The organism is Phyllobacterium sp. P5_D12 (genome assembly GCF_054049495.1).
This window is the reverse complement of record NZ_JBFUMG010000988.1, coordinates 1-1,002: the sequence shown is the minus strand read 5'-3', so window position 1 is coordinate 1,002 and position 1,002 is coordinate 1. Positions and strand designations below refer to the sequence as shown.

Annotated in this window: 1 protein-coding gene; it reads right to left on the bottom strand. The window is 58.5% G+C overall.

The window, feature by feature from the left end; translation table 11 throughout:
* A partial coding sequence (fliK, locus tag ACXJ5O_RS28185; protein WP_457302792.1) for a flagellar hook-length control protein FliK occupies positions 1-991 on the bottom strand: 991 nt, incomplete at its 3' end.
* Positions 992-1,002 lie beyond the last annotated feature (11 nt).

Genomic DNA, 1,002 nt, shown 5'->3' with positions numbered 1-1,002 from the left:
GCCCTGTCTGCGTGCTCGAGGCGGCGCCGGAGCGATCAATGACCGAGATGGTGACTGAGGAGGCATCATCTGCTACACCCGCCCGCTGCAGGGCCTTGGTAAGCATGTCATGGTCCTTGGCAAGATGTTCTGCCATCGCCGGGTTTTCCGCCGTCAACTGGATATGCATGCCGTCAGGCGTCAGGCGCATGCGCGCCGTTACCGTTCCAAGTTCGATGGGCTGAAGCTGGATCACCAGCGTTCTGGCGCCCGGCATGCTGCGATCAGAAAGAACCTGGACATCGGTTATCGGCAGGCGGGAGGTTTGTACTGGCACCGAATTGTTCGACGCAATCGCACCGAGTTTTGCCTCCGCTTGAACCGACGGGGACAGTGCGGGCGTAGCTGCCTCAACAGGCGCGGCGTATTCTACCGGGGCGGCCTTGATGCTCACCTTGAGTTTCGGTGCCTCGGGGGCCTGAGTCGCTGGCGCAACGTCCTGCCCGGCTCGCGGGACTAATTTGCCGGGTTCCTGTTTGTCCTGCAAGGCAGCGGCTACCTGCGTATCCGTGACGGCTTTCAGATCAGTCTTCCCGGGCTTTTTATCGGGCACGGATATCTCGGCCGGTTTTTCGCTCCCCTGATCCGCCTCAACGATTTGCATGGGTTCTGCAACTATATCGGCTTTGGATGACGCCCTGGCTTTGGTGACGGATTGTGGCTGTTCGCCATTTTCGTGCTGCTGCCGGTCGAGCAATTGTTCGAAAGCAAGAATCGCCTGCCCGAAGATACCTTGGGCGGGAGCGTCGGGAACATCCCTGTCCTCCTCATCCAACTCAACTGTATCCCGCGATTCCGTCAAGCTCTTGTCAGGCTTTGAATTCTCCTTGTCGAGCTTCAGCTTCGGGCCAACCGCCCTCACCATTGAGCCGAAATCCGAAGATGCGTCCTTCTCCGGCTTTTGGTCAAGCATACCGTCCTTGCCCTTGTCGCGAACAATTGCTTCAAGCATTGTCTTAAGAG